The organism is Rhodopseudomonas sp. B29, from assembly GCF_000333455.1.
Classification (GTDB): Bacteria; Pseudomonadota; Alphaproteobacteria; order Rhizobiales; family Xanthobacteraceae; genus Rhodopseudomonas.
Map to the genome: position 1 here is coordinate 1 of NZ_BADD01000217.1, position 17449 is coordinate 17449.

Here is a 17449-nt window from a genome sequence, read left to right on the forward strand (position 1 = left end):
CGGACTACTTCATAGATGGGGCAGACGGGGTAACAGACTAACGTTCGTCATTCCGGGGCGCGCGTAGCGCGAACCCGGAATCCATACTCCTGGCGGTGGTTATGGATTCCGGGTTCGCGACCTGCGGTCGCGCCCCGGAATGACAGAAGATGGGTGAGAGATTCCGGGTCGGCCGGCAACTTGCGAGCCCCGGAATGACAAGGACAGGTTGAATGGCAATCATCGAATCCACCGTCGCGCCCGGTAGCGAAGGGTTTCGCACCAATCGCGACGGCATGCTGGCGTTGATTGAGCGTATGCGGATGCTGGAGGCGCGGACGCGGGCGCATTCGGCCGCCGCCGCCGAGCGCTTCCACAAGCGCGGGCAGCTCTTGCCGCGCGAGCGCGTCGCGCTGGTGCTCGATCCGGGTGCGCCGTTCCTCGAGCTGTCCACGCTCGCCGGCTACATGTTTCGACCACGCCAACACCGAGAAGAGCGTGCCGGGCGGCGGTGTCATCGGCGGCATTGGCTACGTGTCCGGCATCCGCTGCATGATCAGCGCCAACGACGCCGGCATCGATGCCGGCGCGCTGCAGCCCTACGGCCTCGACAAGACGCTGCGCATCCAGGAACTGGCGCTGGAGAACAAGCTGCCGTTCGTGCAACTCGTCGAAAGCGCCGGCGCCAATCTGCTGCGTTACCGCGTCGAGGACTTCGTCCGCGGCGGCAACATCTTCCGCAATCTGGCGCGGATGTCGGCCGCTGGTCTGCCGGTGGTGACGGTGACGCATGGCTCTTCGACCGCGGGCGGTGCGTATCAGACCGGACTGTCCGACTACATCGTGATGGTCCGCGGCCGGACGCGGGCGTTTCTCGCCGGGCCGCCGCTGCTCAAGGCCGCGACCGGCGAGATCGCCACCGAAGAGGAGCTCGGCGGCGCCGAGATGCACACCTCGGTCTCGGGCCTTGGCGATTACTTGGCGGAGGACGATCGCGACGCGCTGCGCATCGCGCGAGACATCATGGCGGGGCTGCCGTGGGATCGCTCGGGGCCGGGGCCCGACCCGGAGGGCTATCATCCGCCGCGCTATGATGCCGAGGAACTGCTCGGCATCATGCCGATGGATCACAAACGCCCGGTCGATATGAAGCAAGTGATCGCCCGGATCGTCGATGATTCCGACTTTACCGAAATGTCGCCGAACTACGGCCCCGCCACGGTGGTCGGCCAGGCGCGGATCGCCGGCATGGCGATCGGCATCATAACCAACAACGGCCCGCTCGATCCGGCCGGTGCCAACAAGGCGACGCACTTCATCCAGGCGTGCTGCCAATCCGGCACGCCGATTCTGTATCTCAACAACACCACAGGCTACATCGTTGGCAAGGCCTACGAAGAAGCCGGCATGATCAAGCACGGCTCCAAGATGATCCAGGCGGTGACGTCGGCGACCGTGCCGCAGATCACCATCTATTGCGGCGCATCGTTCGGAGCCGGCAATTACGGCATGTGCGGCCGTGGTTTCCATCCGCGGTTCTGCTTCTCCTGGCCGAACGCCAAGACCGCGGTGATGGGCGGCGAGCAGGCCGCCGAAACCATGGCGATCGTCGCCGAGGCTGGTGCAGCGCGCAAAGGCGTGCCGGTCGATCGCGACAAGCTCGATCAGATGAAGGCGGGTATCACCGCGGTGTTCAACGGCCAGATGGACGTGTTCGCGACCTCGGCGCGGATGCTCGACGATGGCGTGATCGATCCGCGCGACACCCGTGCGGTGCTGGCCGAAGTGCTGGCCATCTGCCGAGAGAGTGAGATGCGCACGCCGCGCAAGATGCAGTTCGCGGTGTCCCGCCCATGAGCACGACGCGTATGTTGAAGCCCACTCCGTTCTCGAAAATCCTGATCGCCAATCGCGGCGAGATCGCGCTCCGCGTCATGCGCAGTGCGCGCCGGCTCGGCTATGGCGTGGTCGCCGTGTACTCCGAGGCTGATGCCGATGCTGCGCACGTCCGCGAGGCCGACGAAGCGGTGGCGATCGGCGGCGCGCAGCCGTCGCAGTCCTATCTGAACATCCCGGCGATCATCGCGGCGGCCAAGAGCGCCGGCGCCGACGCGGTGCATCCCGGCTACGGCTTCCTCGCCGAAAACGAGGATTTTGCCGCGGCCTTCCGCGATGCCGGGCTGGTGTTCATTGGCCCGTCGGCGGAGTCGATCGCCGCGATGGGCAACAAAGCTGGCGCCAAAGCGATCATGATGAAGGCGGGCGTGCCCTGCGTGCCGGGCTATCAGGGCGAGGACCAGAGCGACGCGGCGATGCTGCGCGAGGCCGAGCGCGTCGGTTTCCCGATCATGATCAAGGCGGTCGCCGGCGGCGGCGGTCGCGGCATGCGGCTGGTGAAGGATGCGGCTGCGCTGCCAGATGCGCTACGCAGCGCGCGATCCGAAGCGCAGAGTGCGTTCGGCGATCCGACCGTGATCCTCGAACGTGCGATCGTCGAGCCGCGGCACATCGAGATCCAGGTGTTCGGCGATCGCTACGGCAACGCCATTCATCTCGGTGAGCGCGACTGCTCCGTGCAGCGGCGGCATCAGAAGCTGATCGAAGAGGCGCCGTCGCCGGCGGTGTCGCCGGTGCTGCGCGAGCAGATGGGCACGGTGGCGGTGAACGCCGTCAAGGCGATCGGCTACGAAGGCGCCGGCACGCTGGAATTCCTGCTCGACGCGCAGGGACAATTCTACTTCATGGAGATGAATACGCGGCTGCAGGTCGAGCACCCGGTGACCGAGGCGATCACTGGCCTTGATCTGGTCGAGCTGCAGTTGCGCATCGCCGCGGGCGAGCCGTTGCCGCTGACGCAGGATGACGTGACCTTCAAAGGACACGCCATCGAGGTGCGGCTGTGTTCGGAGGACGCCCATCACGACTTCATGCCGCAATCCGGCACGATGGCGCTGTGGCGGATGCCGGCGGAGCTACGCGTCGAGCACGCGCTGCAATCCGGCGCGGAGATCTCGCCGTATTACGATTCCATGATCGCCAAGGTCATCGCCAGCGGCAACAGCCGCGACGAGGCGCGGCGCAAGCTGATCCACGGGCTCGACCAGACCATCGCCTTCGGCGTGACCACCAATCGCGGCTTCCTGGCGGCCTGTCTGCGGCATCCGGCCTTCGCGGCTGGCGAGGCGACCACCGCGTTCATTGCGCAGCGACGAGACGAACTCGTCCGTGCACTGCCGGAGGATGCGGTGCCCTCGGTCGCAGTCGCCGCGCTGCTGCTCTATGTCACCGCCCCGTCGGCCGTGCCGCATCGGCCGGGGCGATCGCTGGCCTCCGTGTTTCCGACGCAGCTTCGGTTCGAACTCGACGGCACGGTGCAGAGCTGCGCCGTGCATCGCGAGCGCGATGGCAGCTACGTGGTGGTGCACGAGGGCGGGCAGGTCAGCTTTCTTATCGAGCAGGTGGGCGACGACTCGATCCGTTTCCAGGCCACGCACCTCATCGAGTCGGCGACGTTTCATCGCGCAGGTGACAGACTGTTCGTGCAGCGGCTCGGCGTCGAAAGCCGCATCGTCGATCTCACCCGCGCAGCGCCGCAGAGTGCGGCTCGTTCCGGCGGCGACGGCAAGCTGCGCGCCGCGCTCAACGGCCGCGTCGTCGCGGTGCTGGTCAAGGCCGGCGACCGCGTCGAGGCTGGCCAGCCGGTGCTGACGCTGGAAGCGATGAAAATGGAGCACGTGCACCTGGCGCCGACTTCGGGCATCATCGCCATCGACGTCGCCGAAGGCGAGCAGGTCACTACCGGCCGCATCGTCGCCGCGATCGAAGCTGTTGCGTGAATGTCGAGCGTGGAATTCGAGCACAGAATATGCTCCGTCATTGCGAGCGAAGCGAAGCAATCCAGCTCGGTGTACTGAGCTGGATTGCTTCGTCGCTTCGCTCCTCGCAATGACGAGACCTGAGGTAGACCGAAATGAGCCAAGACGCCGTGATCATCGACAAGCGCGAGCAGGCGCTGTGGATCACCATCAACCGCCCCGACAAGCGCAACGCCATCAATGCCGGCGTCGTCGAGGGCATCACGCGCGGCTGGAAGCAGGCGCATGACGACGCGGATGTGCGCGTCATCGTCCTGACCGGGGCGGGCGACAAGGCGTTCTGCGCCGGCGCAGATCTGCAGTCGACCGGGGCGGCGTTTTCGTTCGACTTCTCCAAGCCGAATGTCGACTACGCCGACCTGCTCCGACTGGCGCAGAACTCCACCAAGCCGTCAATCGCCCGCATCAACGGCACCTGCATGGCCGGCGGCATGGGCCTGTTGTGCATGACCGATATGGCGGTGGCAGCCGACAACGTATTGTTCGGTCTGCCGGAAGTGAAGGTCGGCGTGTTTCCGATGCAGGTAATGAGCCTGCTGCAGGATATCGCGCCGCGGCGCCTGATCGCCGAATGGGCGCTGACCGGCGAGCCGTTCGATGCGCAGTCGGCGCTCGCGGCCGGCTTGCTGAACTACGCGGTGCCCGCCACTGAGCTCGACGCCAAAGTCGAATGGCTGGTCAAGCGACTGACCGACAAATCGCCGACCGCCATCCGCCGCGGCAAGTACGCGATGCGGGCGATTGCGGCGATGTCGTTCGACGAGAGCATCGCCTACACCGAAAGCCAAATCGCCCTGCTGGCGATGACCGAGGATGCCAAGGAAGGCCTCAAAGCCTTCGCCGAAAAGCGCAAGCCGGTGTGGCCGGGGAAGTGACCACCGTAGGCGGTCATTCCGGGGCTTCTGCGGATAGCCTCTCCGCGGTCATTCCGGGGCGCTCACGAAGTGAGCGAACCCGGAATCTCGGCGGTGCTTTGAACATCGAGATTCCGGGTTCGCGCTGCGCGCGCCCCGGAATGACGAGTGGATAGGTTTGTAAACTAACAGCCACGCCGCATCAAAGCGGCGGGCGTATCGAGGGAGGAGCGGCGATGCTGGCGTCCGAGATGATCCGGCGCGGGGCGGTGTATCACGGGCCGAAGACGGCGGTGATGTTCGGCGACCAGAAGCTGAGCTTCACCGAAATCGACCTGCTGTCGAACCGCATCGCCAACGTCTTCATCGACACCTTCAAGCTCGAGGTCGGCAGCCGGGTCGGCATGCTGCTCAACAACTCGATCTGGACGCTGCCGATCGATTTCGGCTTCGTCAAATCGCGGCTGTCGCGGGTGCCGCTGAACTCGCGGCTGTCGATGGTAGAGCAACAGCAGATGCTGGAGGGCGCCGGCGTCAACCTGCTGATCCACGGCGCCGATCTCACCGAGCGGGCGCAAGAACTGGCCAAGGCGATGCAGGGGCTGAAGCTGATCAGCGTCGGCAGTTCCGGCGCCGACGACCTGCTGCAACTCGCCAAATCGCAGCCCGACACGCCGCCTTCGCGGCGCTGTGAGCCCGACGATGTGGTGATCACCATCTTCACCTCCGGTACCACGGGCAAGCTTAAAGCCGTCGAGCACACCCAGGCGAGCTGGGCGGCGATGGCCACCAACGTGCTGATCAACATGGAGGTCGGCGAGGGCGACGTGATGCTGCATGCCGCTTCGATGATCCATGCCTCCGGCTGCTTCATCGTGCCCTATTGGCTGCGCGGCGGCGTTGCCGCGGTGCTCCCGGGGTTCACGCCGGCGAGCTATCTCGACGCGGTCGAGCGCTGGAAGCCGACCGCGCTCAATCTCGTGGCCACCATGATCGGCATGCTGCTCGATCATCCCGGCATCGAGCAGGCGGATTTCTCGACCGTGAAATCTATCATCTACGGCGCCTCGCCGATGCCGCGCCCGGTGATGCAGCGGGCGCTGAAACTGTGGGGCCCGCGCTTCGCCCAGTATTACGGCCAGTCCGAAGCGCCGATCTTCATCACCCATCTGACGCAGCAGGACCATGTCGGGCCGAAGGCCGAGCTACGGCTCGCCTCCTGCGGGCGGCAGTCGATCGACTGCGAGGTCAAGCTGGTCAACGAAGACGGCGACGAGGTCGCGCCGGGCGAGGCCGGCGAAATCGCGCTACGCACGCCGTTCGCCATGAAGGGCTACTACAACGCGCCGGAACTTAACGCGCAGATGTTCCTGCCCAATGGCTGGCTGCGCACCCGCGACGTCGGCCGGTTCGACGAGGACGGTTATCTGTATCTGGTCGACCGTACCTCGGACATGATCGTCACCGGTGGCTACAACGTCTACCCGCGCGAGGTCGAAGACGCGCTGGCGGCGCATCCGGCGGTGCGTGAGGTCGTGGTGGTCGGTCTGCCGGACGACAAATGGGGCGAGGCCGTCGCCGCCTTCGTGGCGCTGCGCAAGGACGCCAGCGCCGAGGAGGCGGAACTGATCGCCTTCGCGCGCGACCGGGTGGCGAGCTACAAGGTGCCCAAACAGGTTCGCTTCATCGACGAAGTGCCGAAGAGCCCGGTCGGCAAGCTGCTGCGCCGCGCGGTGCGTGATCCGTTCTGGCATGGGCGCGAACGGAAGATCTGATCGTTAACAAGACCTGAAGATCGGCAGCTGTCGGCTTTACCCGATCTTATCGCCGGGTGTGATTGAATCGGGCATCATCCGCCCGATCGAGAGAGCCCGTGAGCGTTCCGGCGATCAACGTGACTGAGACTGCCGGCGCGCGCAGCTTCGTGCTGCCACTATTGATCGGCACCGGCGTTCTGGTTTTCCTGCTGCTGGTCGGCGACAGCCTGCTGCAGGACTCGGACAGCTATTGGCAGATTGAAACCGGGCGCTGGATCCTCGCGCACGGCGCCGTGCCGACGGTCGACAGCTTCTCCTTTACGAGGTTCGGCGCGCCCTGGGAATCGAGCTCGTGGCTGGCGCAGGTGATTTTCGCGCTGGCGATGCGGGAGGGCTGGGCCGGGCCAGTCATCGTTACTGCGCTCGCGGTCGCCGCGGCGCTGGCGCTGTTCGCGGCTTATATCGAACGTTTCGCTTCGGCACTGGTAACAGCGGCGCTGGCGCTCACCGCGATGGTGCTGATCATGCCGCACGTGCTGGCGCGGCCGCACGCGCTGGCGCTGCCGCTGTTAGTCGTATGGTTCGTCGGGTTGATTGACGCGGCTGATCGGAAGGCGGCCCCACCGTGGCCGCTGCTGCTGATCATGGTGCTGTGGGCCAATTTGCACGGTGGCTTCGTCTTCGGCCTTATGCTGGTCGGCGCAATCGGCGTGGAGGCGCTTCGCCAAGCTGGGCCGGCGCAACGGTTCCGGCTCGCGCTGCATTGGGCGGCATTCGGTGTCGCGGCTTTGGCGGCGTGCTGCGTGACGCCCTATGGCTGGGGCACTTTGATCGCTGCGACCAAGATCCTCAGCCTCGGCGAGGTGCTGTCGACGCTTGGTGAATGGGCGCCGTCGGACTTCAGCAAATTCGGCGCCTTCGAAGCCAGCCTGCTGGCACTGCTCGGCATCGCGCTGGCGCGCGGGCTGACGCTGCCATGGCCGCGGCTATTGCTGGTGCTCGGTCTCGTCCACATGTCGCTGGCGCATGTCCGCAGCATCGAAACCTACGCGCTGCTGGTGCCTATGCTTTTGGCGCGCCCCTGGGCGCAGCAGCTCGGGCGCTCGATCAGTGCCGAATCCGACCGCGCAACGCGCTGGCCAACTGCGGCTGCGGTGACGGCGATGGTGGCGGCCACGATCGCGCTGGCGCCAAGGCTGCATTATCGTTTCGATCCGGCGCAGGTGCCGGAACGGGCGCTGGCGGCTGCGCAGGTCCACAATGCCAGGCGGATCTTCAACGCCTACATCTTCGGCGGCTATCTCATCTCGCGCCATGTGCCGGTGTATATCGACGGCCGCGCCGAACTTTACGGCGAAACGCGGGTGATGGATGTAATACGCGCCACCGCCGGGCGGGATCCGGCGCTGCTGGATCGCCTGCTCACCGAAAGCGATATCGACACCACCATGCTGCCGCCGACCGCGGGCGCAGTGCGGTTGATGGACCAGCGGCCAGGCTGGCACCGGCTCTATGCCGACGACGTCGCCGTCGTTCATGTGCGCGACTAAGCTAACTCCGTCATTGCGAGCCGAAGGCGAAGCAATCCAGCTCCGTGCTGAGCTGGATTGCTTCGTCGCGGAGCCTGTGCTCGGACGGCGCGGAGCGCCGATCCGGGTGCTCCTCGCAATGACGGTGCAGCAGAAGATGCGACCTACAGATTGCTCTCGGTGATCGCCCCGTACACCAGCGCGCGGAGTTCGCGGCGGATGGGGTAGGCACTCGACGGCAACAGCTGGGTCATGAAGATCGTGATCAGCTCTTCGGCGGGATCGATCCAGAACGCCGTCGAAGCCGCGCCGCCCCAATAGTATTCGCCGACCGAGCCGGGCAGCAGCGTCAGTGCCGGGTTCATGTTGACGGCGAAGCCGAGGCCGAAGCCGATGCCGGCATTGGTGGCTTCGGAGAACATCGAGCGTGACAGCTCGGTGAGGTCGCGGTTGCCCGGCAGATGATTGGTGGTCATCAGCTTCAGCGTCTTCGGCCCGAGCAGGCGGACGCCGCCGAGCTCGCCGCCATTGAGTAGCGCGCGGCAGAAAGTCAGGTAGTCGGCCGTGGTCGAGACCAGTCCGCCGCCACCGGAGATCAGCGCCGGAGGGCTGAGAAAGCTCGAGGTCTGCGGATCGTCCGACAGTGTGGCGCTGCCGCGTCCGTCGGCCGAGTAGCAAGCGGCGAGGCGGTGCGCCTTCGCCGCCGGGACGTAGAAGTCGGTGTCGGTCATGCCGAGCGGATCGAGGATGCGCTGCTTGACAAACTGCTCGAAGGGTATGCCGGAGATCTTCTGCACCAGGTAGCCGACGACGTCGGTCGACACCGAGTAGTTCCAGGCTTCGCCCGGCGAGAACTCCAGCGGGATCTTTGCGAGGTCGGCGATCCAGGAGTCGAGCGTGCCGGCCTTCTCGAAGGCGCCGATGCCCTTGTCGCGATAGGCGGCGTCGACATTTGTGCGGTTCTGGAAGCCGTAGGTGAGGCCGGAGGTGTGGCGCAAAAGATCGACGACCTGCATCGGCCGTGTCGGCGGCTTGGTCAGGAAGGTGGGCGCGATGCCGGCCTGGAACACGCCGAGACCGGCCCATTCGGGAATGTATTTGGTGACCGCGTCGTCGAGCGCGACGCGACCTTCTTCGAACAGCATCATCAGCGCGACCGTGGTGATCGGCTTGGTCATCGAATAGATGCGGAAGATGGTATCGTCCTTGATCGGCAGCTGGCGTTCGCGATCGGCGAAACCGAGCGAGGAGTGGTGGACGATCTGGCCACGGCGATACACCAGCGTCTGCGTGCCGGCATAGCGGCCGGGCCCGACATAGACGCGTTGCAGATGATCGTCGATCCTGCGCAGCGCGGTCTCGGACATGCCGACGCTCGCGGCGGAGGCGGAGGTCGGCGCGAGGGGCGTGGATCTGAGGGCTGAGGCCGGCATGTCGTCTCCCTGATCGGCGCGAACTTGCGCGGGGCGCCGCTCCCGGCAGCGCGTTGGGCTGCCTTGATATCGGAAATTCGGTCGCCGTTCTATCGCTTGAATGGCTGAAGCGCTGGCGACCGCATGGCGGGGTGGCGCGGGGCGCCGCTTATCAGGCCGAAGGTGTTGGTGTAGCGTTCCGGCAAGCGCCTTCGGGCGTCATGGGTGGAAAATTCCAGGGACGAGACATGCGCCAATTCGAGGAATCAGAGCTGACCGACGAGGTCATCCGCAGTCTGGACGAGACGTCGAATCCGCGTCTCAAATTGTTGCTGCAGGAACTGGTGCGCTCGCTGCACGATTACGTTCGCCGCACCGGCCTGACCTTCGAAGAATGGGAAAAGGCGATCGATTTCCTCACCCGTACAGGACAGAAATGCACCCCGAGCCGGCAAGAGTTCATCCTGCTGTCCGATGTGCTCGGCATCTCGATGCTGGTCGATGCCGTCAATCATCGTGAGCGCGACGGCGCGACCGAGACCACGGTGCTTGGGCCGTTCTATGTCGGCGAACACAAGCCGATGCCGCACGGCGCCGACATTTCCGAAGGTCTCGAAGGCGAGCGAATGTATGTCGAGGCGCGTGTCACCGATCTTGGCGGCAGGCCGCTGGGAGGCGTGCCGGTCGACGTCTGGCATGCCGATGACGACGGCTTCTACGATTCGCAGAAGCCGGGCTATGAAGAGAAGGGACCTTCACTGCGGGCTCGCTTCGTCACCGATGGCGATGGCCGGCTGGCGTTTCGTTCGATCCTGCCGTGCAGCTATCCGATTCCGATCGACGGCCCGGTCGGTGAATTGATCCTGGCGACACGGCGGCATCCGATGCGGCCGGCGCATGTGCACTTCCTGGTCGCCGCGCCGGGCTACGAACCGTTGATCACCCACGTGTTCATCGAGGGCGACAAATATCTCGACTCCGATGTGGTGTTCGGGGTCAAAAATGAACTGGTCTCGAAGATCGAGTTGCGCGACGATCCGCAGATGCCCGACGGCCGCGCGGCCTCGGGGCCATGGCATTTGATGACGTATGAATTCCGGCTCAAACCGGGCCACGGGACCGCGCCGAAGCCGATGTTGGCGTCAGCCGCGGAGTAATCGGATCGGGAGACGATCGTGACTTTGGGCATGCGCAGATTCGGCCCGGCCGGGCCGGATCTGGCGTCGATCGGGCAGGGCACCTGGTACATCGACAGGGGCGATCGCACAGCCGCGATCGCCGCGTTGCGTCGTGGCCTCGACCTCGGCATGAGCCATATCGACACTGCCGAAATGTACGGCGAGGCCGAGCCGCTGGTGGCGGAAGCCATCGCAGGGCGCCGCGACGAGGTGTTTCTCGTCTCCAAAGTGCTGCCCAGCAATGCGTCGCGCAGCGGCACGATCGCTGCCTGCGAGCGTTCGCTGAAACGTCTGAAGACGGATCGGCTGGACTGCTACCTGCTTCATTGGCGCGGGGCAGTACCGGCTGGCCGACACCGTCGCGGCGTTCGAGGAGCTGGTCGCGGCCGGCAAGATCCGCTCGTGGGGCGTCAGCAATTTCGATGTCGGCGATCTGCGCGAATTGCTGAAGGTCGCCGGCGATGGGCGCATCGCCTGCAATCAGGTGCTGTATCATTTGCGCGAGCGTGCCATCGAGCATGCGGTGATCCCATGGTGCGAGGCGCATGGCGTCGCGGTCACCGCTTACTCGCCGTTCGGGCATGATGAATTTCCCCAGCCGCGCAGCGCTCAGGGCCGGCTGCTGCAGACCATCGCGGCGGCGCATGATGCCTCGCCGCGCCAAGTGGCAGCTGGCGTTTCTCACGCGCCGTGCTTCGGTGTTCGCCATTCCAAAGGCGGCAGATCCCGCCCACGCGGCCGACAACGCCGCTGCCGCGGCCTTAGTTTTGACGGACGAGGAAATCGCTGCGATCGACGAGGCCTTTCCGCTCGGCGAGGAGCCCGCCAGCCTGCCGATGCTCTAGCTCCGGTTGGAAATCCTCGTCGTCTCGGCTTGCGTGCATAACCGGGGTTCAGTCTTGGTACTTGTCGGCACCGGCCGAACGTTGTCTGGTTGACATCCGAATCGGCGACGGTGTTCGCCCGACCGGCGGCATTTTCCGTAAATCGGCATTCTTCTAACTTCATCGGGGCCCCATCCGGCCGTGACTGTTACCTCGCCATTGCTGGTTGAAGCTGTGCGCCCGCCGCATCGCCGCGCCGAGCGTCCGTTACGTGGGATCTTCCTGATCCTCGGCGCGACAGTGTTCCTGGCGTGCTCGGACGCGCTCGCCAAATATCTCGGCCGCACAATGCCTCCGGTGGAAATTGCCTGGCTGCGTTTCCTGGTGTTCGCTGTGATCATGCTGCCGGCGGCGCTGACGTCGCGCGGCGGCTCGGTGTTACGCTCGGCGCGGCCGAAGCTGCAGGTGCTGCGCTCGCTGGGGCTGGTGTCTTCCTCGGTGCTGTTCATCACGGGTCTGCATTTCCTGCCGATCGCCGAAGCTTCGGCGACCTCGTTCGTCGCGCCGCTGTTCGTTACGGCATTGTCGCTGCTGCTGCTCGGCGAACACATCGGCGTGCGGCGCTGGGCGGCGACGTTGGTCGGGCTGATCGGCGTGCTGATAGTGGTGCGCCCGGGAACGGCGGCGTTCAACCCGGCGGTGATTCTGCCGATCCTGTCGGCGCTCGGCTGGGCGCTGACCTTGACGCTGACGCGGATGATCAGCAACGCGGATCGCACCGTGGTGACGATGAGCTACTCGGCGCTGATCGGCTTCGTCAGCCTCAGTCTGCTGGTGCCGCTGGTTTGGGTGACACCGAGCTGGCAACAGCTGGCGCTCGGCCTCGGCGTCGGGCTCGCTTCGACCACCGGTCAATGGATCGTGGTGATGGCGTTTCGTCATGCCGACGCCTCGGCGTTGGCGCCGTTCTCCTACGTGCAACTTCTATGGGCTACGCTGTTTGGTATTCTACTCTTCGGCGAAATTCCGGATCTTTGGACCTTCATCGGCGCCGCGGTGATCATCGCCAGCGGCGTCTACACCGCGCATCGCGAACGGGCGCGTCACCTCAAACGAATCGTGGCGGAGCCCTATCCGAGTCCCTGACCCAAGTAGTTTTACGTTGTGAGTAGTCCACTTTACACGAAATACGGTCATTTTTCACAATAAATGGAATTGTCGGTGGCCGATTAGCTCTATTTGGTGCTGATCGGGCCCATTGACGGTAATCGTCTTAAGCATTGCTCAAAGCTGCGGTGCGATCCTAGGAGGAACCTGGGATCGGGAATGCGATGCATCTTGTCGCTTGGAATATCGAGCACATCGGGCTGGTCGGCCTCGGCGTGGCCTTGTGCCTGACCGGCGCGATCAGTATTCGCGGCGCGCTGATGCAGATGCGGGTTGCGGAGAGATCGCTACGCAATTTGTGCTTGGCGGCGGTCATTGGTGCTTCGGTCGGCACGTTGGCCGGCTGCGCCGCGGTGTTGCTGTTGCTTATGTATCCGACCGACACCGGCGCGCATGAAGCCGCAATCGTGCTGACGGTCTTCAGCCTGATCGTTGCCGCCGCCGTGGCGGTGTTTTCGTTAAGGCTGGGGCTCTCTGTCAGTCAGCAAGCAAAGCTGAGGCTGGCCGAGCGTAAGATGGTCGTCGATGCCATCGTCCATGACGACAGTATCGGATTCTGCATGTTCGATCACGCCGGCCGACTGCAGCTATGGAACGAGGCGTTCCTAGATATCTACGCCGTCCCGCCTGGACGAGAGCTGGCGAACTGCCGCTTTGCCGCACTGTTGAAGATCCTGCGAGCCAGCGGAAGTCTCAGCAGCGATCGGAGCCAACTCACCGAAATCAGGGCGGCCATCCAGAGCGGCGGACCGGCGACTGCGGTGATCAATCTGCGCGACGGTCATCATATCCGGATCAGCTTGCGACGGCTGGCCAACGGCGGCTGGATCGGCCGGCACGAAGATATCACCGATCATCAGCAGGCCGAGCAGCGCTTCGCTTATTTGGCGTTGCACGACATCGCCACCGGTTTGCCGAACCGCGCCGCGCTCAACGCGCGCATCGTCAAGAACCTGGAATTGGCTCGCGCAACTAACGGCAGTTTTGCGGTCATCAAGTTGGGGATCGACCGCTTCAAAGAAATCAACGACGTATTCGGCCAGGCCACGGGTGACGCGGTGCTGGCCGAGATGGCGCGGCGGCTCGGCGAGACCTGCCACTGGGGCTATCTGGCGCGGCCGGGCGGCGACGAGTTTTCGGTTGTGACGCAGCCGGACAATTCCGCGGAGTCGTTCGACCACATTCGCGAGCAACTGCAGAAGTTGTGCGATACGCAGTTCGAGATCGACGGTCATGTCATTCAGGTCTGCTCGACGGCCGGAGTGAGCTTCTATCCGCGTGATGGCGAAGCTGCCGACACGCTGCTCGCGCACGCCGATGTGGCGCTGTATCGCGCCAAGACGGAGCACCGCGGCGAAGTCTGTCTGTTCGAGCCGTCGATGGATCTGCAGATTCGCGACAAGCGGGCACTGCAGCGCGAACTGACGATGGCGGTGCCCAACGGCGAGTTCGAGATCCACTATCAGCCGCAGGCGACGGCGGCCGGCGAGATCGTTGGCTTCGAGGCGTTGCTGCGCTGGCGCCATCCCGTGCGCGGCATGGTGTCGCCCGCGGTGTTCGTGCCGCTTGCCGAGGAGACCGGCCTGATCGGCACCATCGACGAATGGGTGCTGCGCAGCGTCTGCGCCGAAGCCGCGTCGTGGGAGCGGCCGCTGGCGATCGCGGTGAACTTCTCTCCGCTGGACTTCCGCCGCTTCGACGTGCCGGCCCTGGTGCTGCAGGTGCTTCTCGAAACCGGGCTCGAGCCGAAACGGCTGGAGATCGAGATCACCGAGGGCGTGCTGATCGAGGATTTTTCGGGCGCCATCGCCATCCTGCGCCGGCTGAAGAATCTCGGCGTTCGCGTCGCGATGGACGATTTCGGCGCCGGCTATTCGTCGCTGTCGTACTTGCAGTCGTTCCCGTTCGACAAAATCAAGATCGACCAGGCGTTCACCCGCAAGCTCGAGACCAATCCGGAATCGGCGGCGATCGTCGAGGCTATCCTCAATCTCAGCCGCACGCTGAAGCTGCCTGTGATCGCCGAAGGCGTCGAGACGGAGAGCCAGCTCGCGTTCCTGGCCAAGGCCGGGTGCGACGAGGTGCAGGGCTATCTGATCGGCAAGCCGCAGCCGATGGCGCATTATCGCCACCTGGTCAGCAGCGCTGCGCCGGCCCCATTGCTCGCTCAGGCCGGCTGAGCTCGCGCAGCAATTCCGCAACACGGAAGCTCACGGACATTTCAATGGCCGACCGATCTTGCCCGATCGGCGGCCGTGTTTTTATATGCGCGTCCCGCCAGCGCCTCGCGACGTCGTTTCGCGACCAGGCACCCAGATCGAGAGGTTCACGATGGTCAACCGCATGCAATTCTACATCGACGGCGCCTGGGTTGATCCCGTCACGCCGAAGTCGACGCCGGTGGTCAATCCGGCGACCGAAGAGGCGATGTACGAGGTCGCGCTGGGCTCCAAGGCGGATGTCGACAAGGCGGTGGCCGCAGCCAAGCGTGCGTTCGAAAGCTTCTCGCAGACCAGCCGTGACGAGCGCGTCGCGCTGCTCGAGAAGATCATCGCCATCTACAAGACCCGCATGAAGGACATCGGCGCCGCGGTGTCGGACGAGATGGGCGCGCCGCTGCCGATGGCCGAGAAGATGCAGGCCGGTGCCGGCCTCGGCCACATCCTGTCGACGCTCGACGTTCTGAAGAACTATCACTTCGAGGAGCCGATGGGCTCAGCGATGATCGTGCGCGAGCCGATCGGCGTCGTCGGCATGATTACGCCCTGGAACTGGCCGCTCAATCAGATCGCCTGCAAGGTCGCGCCGGCACTCGCGGCCGGTTGCACCATGATTCTCAAGCCGAGCGAATTCACCCCGACCTCGGCGCTGATCTTCGCCGAGATCCTGCACGAGGCCGGCGTGCCGAAGGGCGTGTTCAACCTCGTCAATGGCCTCGGTCCGGAGGTCGGCGCGGCGATGAGCGCGCATCCGGACATCGATATGATCTCGTTCACCGGCTCGACCCGCGCCGGCATCGACGTCGCGCAGCGCGCGGCGCCGACGGTGAAGCGCGTCAGCCAGGAGCTCGGTGGCAAGTCGCCGAACGTCATCCTCGAAGATGCCGATCTCACCAAGGCAGTGACCGGCGGCGTGATGCATATGTTCAACAACTCCGGCCAGTCGTGTAACGCACCGAGCCGTATGATCGTGCCGCTGTCGAAGATGAAGGAAGTCGCTGCCATCGCCAAGGGCGTGGCCGACAAGACCAAGGCCGGCGATCCGCGCGGCGAGGGCACTACGATCGGTCCGGTGGTCAACCGCGGCCAGTGGGACAAGATCCAGGCGCTGATCCAGAAGGGCATCGCGGAGGGCGCGACCCTGGTCGCCGGTGGTCCCGGTCTGCCGGAAGGCGTCAACAAGGGCTTCTATGTGCGGCCGACCGTGTTCGCGGACGTCACCGAGAACATGACCATCGCGCGCGAAGAAATCTTCGGGCCGGTGCTGGTGATCATGGGCGCCAAGGACGAAGACGAAGCCGTCCGGATCGCCAACGATACGCCGTATGGTCTCGCCGGTTACGTCTCGGCCGGCTCGGTGGATCGCGCGCGTGCGGTCGGCCGCAAGATCCGCGCCGGGAACGTCAATCTGCAGGGCGTGCCGAACGAACGCACCGCGCCGTTCGGCGGCTACAAGCAATCCGGCAACGGCCGCGAGTGGGGCAAGTTCGGTCTCGAGGAATATCTCGAGGTCAAGGCCATCGCCGGTTTCAACGCCGCGTAGTTGTCGGACAGTTCCCGTCATTGCGAGCCAACGGCCGGCGACAAGCGCCGCCCGTTGGCTGACCCGCGCAATCCGGCTCAATGCAGGGATCTGCATTGATTCGGCGCCGTGATCGCAATGATGGATATGCTGGTTAACGGCAGGTAATCGTCCGAGTAGTTTGCCTCGCATCGCCTCGTTATACCTCCGTCCGCGTCCAATTCGGACGTGGCGGACATTCGAGGCAACTCATGAGCGTGTGGGACGATGGTGCGTGGCGTCACGGCGCGGGCGTTTCCGACGACAACACACGTCAGTTCCTCGCGGTGGGCTTTCTCGGCGTCGCGGTTTTCATCGCGCTTTGCGTCGCCACTCTGGTTTCGTGAAGCGCCGCGATCTGATGCCGATCGACTTGTCGGTTTCCCCTTAACCCGCGATTTAGAATAGCCCCAGACGCAGAACGATTTCTGCCGCCATTAAACAATTACCGCCATCGTCTTCCGGTACATCGTCCGAGCGAGCGATTACGGAACGGTGCGGCGGGATTGCAGATGATGGTCGGTTATCTCCACGGTCGAGTGGCGGCCGCGCGCCATGTCATGTCCTCGACTGCTGGATTGATCGGTTCCGATTACACGTCGGAAGAGCAGGCCTGGGAAATGCTCGAGGGGCTGTTCAGCCCGTTCGCCCACGCTTTGACCACGGCTGCGATCACCATCACTGCTTGGTACAACTGGTACTCCCACGGTTCGTTGGCTTCATTTGCGGCGGTTGCTGTCGTCGGACCGACACTGCTGCTGCGGGTTGTCTTGGCGCGCCGCTTTCGCGATCGCGGACCCGATGCGCGGGTTTCGAAATGGGTGCGCCTGTTCGCGTTCATGAGTATCGTCGCGGCGTTCGGCTGGGGCATCAGCCTGTCGATCCTCATCTTCACCACGCAGGGGTTGCCGCTGTTTGCGGTTTTCGCCCTGATCTGCGCGCCGATCCAGGGTGCCAGCGCGCGCGCTTATGCCATGCCGTCCACTGTGATCCTGAACATCAGCATCGTGCTGGGAATCGTCAGCGTCGCGACGACGGTGTTCGGGATTGCCATCGCGATCCCGTTTTGCGCGCTGTATTTGTGGTACCAGATC

At 64.6% G+C, this 17449-nt stretch carries 11 protein-coding genes and 2 pseudogenes; 12 read left to right on the plus strand and 1 reads right to left on the minus strand.

Going from position 1 to position 17449, the window contains the following annotated elements:
* The first annotated feature begins 212 nt into the window (after positions 1-212).
* From I5M_RS29325 to I5M_RS07660, 5 genes and pseudogenes are all read left to right on the plus strand, one after another.
* A pseudogene (locus tag I5M_RS29325) lies at positions 213-1836 on the plus strand (acyl-CoA carboxylase subunit beta).
* On the plus strand, positions 1833-3815 hold the full coding sequence (locus I5M_RS07645) for an acetyl-CoA carboxylase biotin carboxylase subunit (protein WP_031335789.1): 1983 nt from the start codon (positions 1833-1835) through the stop codon (positions 3813-3815). Before I5M_RS29325 ends, I5M_RS07645 begins: the two are co-directional and overlap by 4 nt.
* Positions 3816-3949: 134 nt before the next feature.
* Positions 3950-4729: an enoyl-CoA hydratase/isomerase family protein gene (locus I5M_RS07650; RefSeq protein WP_022720859.1), complete on the plus strand. Its 780-nt coding sequence runs from the start codon at positions 3950-3952 to the stop codon at positions 4727-4729.
* A 215-nt stretch (positions 4730-4944) separates the two neighbouring features.
* A complete protein-coding gene (locus I5M_RS07655) occupies positions 4945-6483 on the plus strand; it encodes a class I adenylate-forming enzyme family protein (protein ID WP_022720860.1) in 1539 nt (512 codons plus the stop codon).
* A gap of 98 nt (positions 6484-6581) precedes the next feature.
* On the plus strand, positions 6582-8015 hold the full coding sequence (locus I5M_RS07660) for a hypothetical protein (RefSeq protein ID WP_022720861.1): 1434 nt from the start codon (positions 6582-6584) through the stop codon (positions 8013-8015).
* 143 nt (positions 8016-8158) lie between these two features.
* Here the strand turns inward: I5M_RS07660 and I5M_RS07665 are convergent, their stop codons facing one another.
* On the minus strand, positions 8159-9427 hold the full coding sequence (locus tag I5M_RS07665) for a serine hydrolase (RefSeq protein ID WP_022720862.1): 1269 nt from the start codon (positions 9425-9427) through the stop codon (positions 8159-8161).
* Between the two features lie 227 nt (positions 9428-9654).
* Here I5M_RS07665 and I5M_RS07670 point away from each other — a divergent pair, with 227 nt between their 5' ends.
* From I5M_RS07670 to I5M_RS29335, 7 genes and pseudogenes are all read left to right on the plus strand, one after another.
* Positions 9655-10563, plus strand: a complete 909-nt coding sequence (locus tag I5M_RS07670; protein WP_022720863.1) for an intradiol ring-cleavage dioxygenase — start codon at positions 9655-9657, stop codon at positions 10561-10563.
* Between the two features lie 30 nt (positions 10564-10593).
* Positions 10594-11429 (plus strand): annotated as a pseudogene (locus tag I5M_RS29330) (aldo/keto reductase).
* 180 nt (positions 11430-11609) lie between these two features.
* A complete protein-coding gene (locus tag I5M_RS07680) occupies positions 11610-12554 on the plus strand; it encodes a DMT family transporter (protein WP_031335793.1) in 945 nt (314 codons plus the stop codon).
* Between the two features lie 185 nt (positions 12555-12739).
* Positions 12740-14755 carry a bifunctional diguanylate cyclase/phosphodiesterase gene (locus I5M_RS07685; protein WP_022720867.1) on the plus strand — a complete coding sequence of 672 codons (2016 nt, stop codon included), beginning with the start codon at positions 12740-12742 and terminating at the stop codon, positions 14753-14755.
* Positions 14756-14906: 151 nt separating this feature from the next.
* Entirely contained in the window at positions 14907-16337 is a 1431-nt protein-coding gene (locus I5M_RS07690; RefSeq protein WP_022720868.1) for an aldehyde dehydrogenase family protein, read from the plus strand.
* Positions 16338-16567: 230 nt separating this feature from the next.
* Positions 16568-16702 (plus strand): hypothetical protein, encoded by a 135-nt coding sequence (locus I5M_RS34040; RefSeq protein WP_022720869.1) that lies wholly within the window; start codon positions 16568-16570, stop codon positions 16700-16702.
* A 165-nt stretch (positions 16703-16867) separates the two neighbouring features.
* On the plus strand, positions 16868-17449 hold a 582-nt coding region (locus tag I5M_RS29335), incomplete at its 3' end, for a hypothetical protein (protein ID WP_148287841.1).

Bases quoted from the DNA above. Each gene is read 5' to 3' on its own strand.
- I5M_RS07645 (WP_031335789.1), top strand. From the start codon at position 1,833: ATGAGCACGACGCGTATGTTGAAGCCCACTCCGTTCTCGAAAATCCTG.
- I5M_RS07650 (WP_022720859.1), top strand. From the start codon at position 3,950: ATGAGCCAAGACGCCGTGATCATCGACAAGCGCGAGCAGGCGCTGTGG.
- I5M_RS07655 (WP_022720860.1), top strand. From the start codon at position 4,945: ATGCTGGCGTCCGAGATGATCCGGCGCGGGGCGGTGTATCACGGGCCG.
- I5M_RS07665 (WP_022720862.1), bottom strand. From the start codon at position 9,427: ATGCCGGCCTCAGCCCTCAGATCCACGCCCCTCGCGCCGACCTCCGCC.
- I5M_RS07670 (WP_022720863.1), top strand. From the start codon at position 9,655: ATGCGCCAATTCGAGGAATCAGAGCTGACCGACGAGGTCATCCGCAGT.
- I5M_RS07685 (WP_022720867.1), top strand. From the start codon at position 12,740: ATGCATCTTGTCGCTTGGAATATCGAGCACATCGGGCTGGTCGGCCTC.
- I5M_RS07690 (WP_022720868.1), top strand. From the start codon at position 14,907: ATGGTCAACCGCATGCAATTCTACATCGACGGCGCCTGGGTTGATCCC.
- I5M_RS34040 (WP_022720869.1), top strand. From the start codon at position 16,568: ATGAGCGTGTGGGACGATGGTGCGTGGCGTCACGGCGCGGGCGTTTCC.